Source organism: Tenacibaculum bernardetii, assembly GCF_029125915.1.
GTDB classification, from domain to species: domain Bacteria; phylum Bacteroidota; class Bacteroidia; order Flavobacteriales; family Flavobacteriaceae; genus Polaribacter; species Polaribacter bernardetii.
In genome coordinates, this window is the sequence record NZ_JAQJCU010000016.1 from 40,186 (window position 1) to 46,238 (window position 6,053).

General features: G+C 32.4%; 3 protein-coding genes. 2 read left to right on the top strand and 1 reads right to left on the bottom strand.

Going from position 1 to position 6,053, the window contains the following annotated elements:
• The first annotated feature begins 52 nt into the window (after positions 1–52).
• The gene (yidC, locus tag P2G10_RS11545) at positions 53–1,924 is read left to right on the top strand and encodes a membrane protein insertase YidC (protein WP_275316724.1); all 1,872 of its coding nucleotides are present in this window, start codon (positions 53–55) and stop codon (positions 1,922–1,924) included.
• Positions 1,925–1,980: 56 nt separating this feature from the next.
• Here the strand turns inward: yidC and P2G10_RS11550 are convergent, their stop codons facing one another.
• Complete coding sequence (locus P2G10_RS11550; protein WP_275316725.1) at positions 1,981–2,988, bottom strand: isoaspartyl peptidase/L-asparaginase family protein; 1,008 nt, start codon at positions 2,986–2,988, stop codon at positions 1,981–1,983.
• A gap of 225 nt (positions 2,989–3,213) precedes the next feature.
• Between P2G10_RS11550 and P2G10_RS11555 the strand changes: the two genes are divergently transcribed.
• Positions 3,214–5,676 (top strand): TonB-dependent receptor, encoded by a 2,463-nt coding sequence (locus P2G10_RS11555; RefSeq protein ID WP_218772763.1) that lies wholly within the window; start codon positions 3,214–3,216, stop codon positions 5,674–5,676.
• Positions 5,677–6,053 lie beyond the last annotated feature (377 nt).

A 6,053-nucleotide genomic window follows, 5' to 3' on the forward strand; every position in this document is an offset into this window, starting at 1 on the left:
TTCAATAATGAGAAAAACAAAAAATGACAAGTTGACATTATAATTCATATCAATGGAACAAAAAAAATTTGATTTAAATTCCTTTATAGGAATGCTTTTATTAGGAGGAATATTACTATGGTGGATGAACACTCGTGAGCCAGAAGTAACTCCTGAAACAACGAAAACAGAACAAGTTTCTGAAACAGCAACTACTCAAAACAATTTAGCAGAAACAACTGTCTTAAATGACTCTTTACAGCAAATTGCTTTAAAAAACAAATTAGGTGCTTTTGCATACGGAGCTTCAACTAGTAAAAAGGGAAGTACCTCTATAGAGAACGACCTTGTTAAATTAACTATTGATAATAAAGGTGGACAAATTACTGAAGCTTTAATTAAAAATTTTAAAACATACGATTCGCTTCCTTTATATTTAGTAAAAGATAATAATGCATCTTTTAATATTAATTTCGGAACAACCGATAACCGTATTTTAAACACTAAAGATTTATTATTTACGCCTACTTTAACTAAAAACGGAGATACTCAAATACTTTCTATGAAACTGAAAGTGTCTGAAACTAAATTTTTAGAATATCGTTACGAAATTAAAAAAGACGATTACCGTGTAGATTTTGCTGTTCGTTCTCAAGGATTAAATTCAGTAATAAACAGCTCTCAAGCAATTAATTTAGATTGGAGTTTAAAAGGTTTTAGACATGAAAAAAGTTTAAAAACCGAAAACATGTACTCTTACTATTATTATAAAGCGGATGATGAAGTTGATTATTTACAAATGAACGACGATGAAACGGTTAGTGATGTAAATTGGGTTGCTTATAAACAACATTTCTTTTCTTCAATTTTATCTTCTGATACACCTTTTAACGAAGCTAGTTTAAAATCTGTTGATTTTGATGGCGAAGAAAAAGATAGTGTTTTCACAAAATCATATGGTTTAAAAACGCCGTTAGCTTTAACGAGCGGAGAATTAAATTATAATATGCAATGGTTTTACGGACCAACAGATTATAATTTATTAGAGTCTTATGAAGGTACTGGTTTAGATGAGATTTCAGATTTAGGCTGGGGAATTTTCGGGTTTTTAAACCGTACTGTATTCTACCCTGTATTTAACCTGTTAAAAGGATTTATTGGTAACTTCGGATTGATTATTATATTAATGACAATTGTTGTTCGTATTATCATGTCTCCAGTACTTTATAAATCGTATTTATCGAGTGCAAAAATGAAAGTGATTCGTCCAGAAATGGAAGAAATCAACAAAAAATATCCTGGTAAAGAAAATGCAATGAAACGTCAGCAAGAAACAATGGCGGTGCAACGAAAAGCTGGTGTAAACATGATGTCGGGTTGTATTCCTGCATTAATGCAAATGCCTGTATTCTTTGCTTTATTTAAGTTTTTCCCTACCAATATAGAGTTCAGACAAAAAAGCTTCTTATGGGCGAATGATTTATCATCATATGATTTAATTTATCAATTACCTTTTAATATTCCTTTTTACGGAAACCATATAAGTTTATTTCCAATATTAGCTTCGGTTGCTATTTTCTTTTACATGAAAATGAACCAAAGTCAGCAAGCAAATATGCAAGCTCCTACGCAAGAAGGAATGCCTGATATGCAAAAAATGATGAAGTATATGATTTACTTCTCTCCTATTATGATGTTGTTTTTCTTTAACAACTATGCAAGTGGATTAAGTTTATACTACTTTATATCTAACTTATTAACCATCATTATTATGTTAATTATTAAGCATTACGTAATTGATGAAGATAAGATTCATGCAAAGATTGAAGAAAACAAAAAGAAGCCTGAAAAAGCTAAAAGTAAGTTCCGTGAGCGTTTAGATAATGCTATGAAACAAGCACAAGAACAACAAGCTGCTCAGCAAAAAGCAAAAAAGAAAAAATAAGCAAAAAGTATTGTTTAGAAATAAAAAAAACCGAAACTTAACAGTTTCGGTTTTTTTTATGCTTTCTGTTTATTAAAATAATCTGATTTAATATTTTTATTTTCACCCTCCTTATACAAGTTATAACTAAACCATTCGTGAATTGAGTAAGCACCCGTTTCTCCTTGTTTATTCACAGCAATATAACCTACCTGAAAATTATTAAAATCTTTCCCTGGTTTATTTACAATTCTACCAATAGCAATTTCGCAGGCTTCTTGTGGCGATTTTCCTTGTCGCATTAATTCAACTATTAAAAAACTACCTACCGTTTTTAATACTTCCTCTCCTAAACCAGTAGCCGAAGCTCCTCCTATTTCATTATCAACAAACAATCCACCACCAATAATTGGAGAATCTCCCACTCTACCAGCCATTTTATATGCCAATCCACTTGTGGTACAAGCACCAGAAATATCTCCGTTTTTATCAATCGCTAACATACCAATAGTATCGTGATTTTCTATATTGATAATCGGCTTGTATTCCGATTTCACTTTCCATTGTTCCCAAGCTTTCTTAGAAGAATCCGTTAACAAGTCTTCTCTTTCAAATCCTTTAGAAACGGCAAACTGCTCTGCTCCTTCTGCCACTAACATTACATGTGGCGTATCTTCCATTACTTTTCTTGCTACAGAAATTACATGCTTTATATTTTTAACACCTAAAACTGCTCCGTAATTCCCTTTTTCATCCATAATGCAAGCATCTAAAGTTACATTTCCTTCTCTATCAGGTAGCCCACCTTTCCCTACAGATTGTCCTTTTTCATTTGCTTCTTCAATTCTACAACCTTGTTCAACAGCGTCTAATGCTACCCCTCCGTTTTGCAAAATTTTGGCTGCAGTTTCAACCGCCAATGGCGTATTCCATGTTGCAATTACTACTGGTCGTATAGGCTGTAAAACCGTTGTAGAACCTCTTTCTTCTTTAACCGTTTTATTACATGCCATTATGGTTGATGATACCGCTACTAAACCTAAACTAGTAACAGATAATCGTTCTATAAACTTTCTACGCTTCATTACTCTTTTATTAAAAAATTAAAATTGATTATTATAATTAAACCTTATAAATTAATTACAATGTCTCCAATTAAAATAAGCCTTATTTTTTCTTGCTCCTAATCTACAAATTTTACATTTTACCTTGATTTTAACTTTAGGTTTTATTTAACAATCCTTTAACTAAGCAAGATTAAACCTTTAAAGAACTTCGCAGTCTTATCTCTTTAAACAATAAACTACTCAATGAAAAAAATAACATTTCTTTTTGCATTACTAATCGCTGTTTCTGCATTTGCACAAAAACCTACTCGTAAAAAAAATTCTAAAGTTACCTTAACAGGTAAAGTTATAGAAGCCAGTTCTAAACAACCTTTAGAGTATGCTACTTTAGTATTAACTCATCTTCAAAACAAACAAGTTTCTGGAGGAATTACAGATTTAAACGGAAATTTTTCTATTACAGTTCCTTCTGGGGAGTATGCTTTAAAAGTGGAGTTTATAGGGTTTAAAACTAAAAACCTTCAACAAAGACAAATAACAGAAAACATCAACTTAGGTACAATTACGCTTTCTGAAGATGCAGAAACCTTAGATGAAGTAGAAATTATTGCCGAAAAATCTACCGTAGAAATACGTTTAGATAAAAAAATATACAATGTTGGTAAAGATATGACTGTAAAAGGTGGTTCAGCTTCTGATGTATTAGACAATGTTCCCTCTGTTAATGTAGATGCACAAGGAGCGGTTAGTTTACGTGGTAGTGAAAACGTACGTATTTTAATTGACGGAAAACCTTCGGCACTTGTTGGTTTAACAGGTACAGATGCTTTAAGAAATCTTCCTGCTGATGCTATTGAAAAGGTAGAAGTAATTACCTCGCCATCGGCACGTTATGATGCTGAAGGAACTGCAGGTATTTTAAATATTATTCTAAGAAAAGGTAAAATAACCGGTTTTAATGGTTCTGTAAACCTTACCGCTGGTAATCCAGATATGTTACGAGTTGCTCCAAACCTGAATTACCGAACAAAGAAAATTAACTTATTTTCTAATCTTGGTTATTCGTACAGAAAAGGTCCTGGTAATTCACAAACCGAGTTTTCTTATTTAACAAACGGCGTTTTAGACAGCACACAAACCGAGGACAGAACCTTTGATAGAAAAAGCAAAAACTTCAATGCTTCAATTGGTTTAGAATATTACATTAACGATAACAGCTCTATTACAGGTAATTTTGTATATAGAAAATCTGAAGGAAATGATATTGCAACCAACCTAACAGACAGGTTTTTATTTAACGACCCTAATCAGGTTTTACTTGAAGAAATTAGAGTCGAAAACGAAGATGAAGATGGAGTAGACAAGCAATACTCTATAAATTATACTAACAGGTTAAATGATAATGGTGAGAAATTAACGATCGATTTACAATACGGAGACAGTAATGAAACCGAAAATTCACCTATTAGTGTAAACGGAATTCCGTCTGAAGACAATTCACAAATCACTAGCTCTAAAGAAAAGTTAGTTCAGGTAGATTATGTGTTACCAATCGGAGAAAACAGTCAGTTTGAAGCTGGACACAAAGCTACTTATCAAGATTTAAATTCAGATTTTAGAGTAAATATTTTAGACCCTAATATAGATTTTAACCCTTCTAACGATTTAACTTTTAAGCAAAACGTATATGCCTTTTATACTCAGTATGGTAGTAAAATAAATAAGTTTTCATACCTTTTAGGTTTACGTGCTGAAATTACAGATATCGATATCGATTTACAATCAGACACACAAAATAAAAATTCAGACAAAAATTATACAGAATGGTTTCCTACTGTAAACCTTGGTTACGAATTAAACGACAATGAAAATGTAACTTTAGGGTATAGCAGGCGTTTAAGAAGACCACGTCACTGGTTTTTAAACCCTTTTGAAAGCCGAAGTTCTGCGACAAGTGTGTTTAGAGGAAATCCTGATTTAAACCCAACATTTACCAGTTCTTTCGATTTAGGTTATAACACTAAAATCAGAAAATTTAATTTAGGAGCTTCTATATATTATCAAATTTCTACCGATAAAATTGAGAGAGTTTCAATAATCGAAGAAAGAAACGGAACCAATGTATTTGTTAGTCAGCCTTTAAATTTAAATAGCGAAGATCGTTACGGGTTTGAATTTACAAGTAATTACAATCCAACAAAAAAGGTGCGTTTATCTGCTAGTTTCAACTACTTTAAGTTTAACACAGATGCTTTTTCATACACTTACACAGCGCAAGACAATTCGCAAGTTACTACCAATCTAGCAGAAGTAAACCAAGACAGTTGGTTTGCCCGTTTTAATGCACGTATAACGTTACCTGCTAAGATAGATTGGCAAACACGTATTATGTACCGTGGCCCACAAACAAATGCACAAAGCGACAGAGAAGGTATGTTTATGGCAAACCTAGCATTTAGTAAAGACATCTTAAAAGACAAAGCATCGGTTGTTTTAAATGTAAGTGATTTATTTAACTCACGTAAACGAGAAAGTACTACATATTATGGCGGTAGAGAAAATCCTTCAACAATTTCAAATGGAGAATTTCAGTGGAGAGAGCGTCAAATTTCATTAAGTTTTACATATCGTTTTAATCAGAAGAAAAAAAGAGAAAGACCTGAAGGTGGTGGTCAAGAAAATGGTGGAGGAGATTTTAACGGCTAAAATTTGGGCGTTCGAGCGGGCTTTCATTACTCGCTTTTTAGTTAGTATGTTCTATAAACACACAAACTAAAAGAGCTCAAGCAAACCATTCAATCCCTAACGCGATTATCTAATATATACCAAAAAGCTCGTTCTTATTCAACGAGCTTTTTTATTTCTTATATTTTTAAAAAAAACATACATATAATGGCTACACGTCATTGCGAGAAACGAAGCAATATCTCCCATACAAAAAGCATAAATGTGTTAAGGATTGCAGAGACATCCTTTTTTAAAACTTTATAAATCTCCGTCATTGCGAGGAACGAGGCAATCTCTTCCTCATAAAAAATACACACGCGTTAAGGATTGCAGTGGCATCCTTTTTTAAAGCTTAA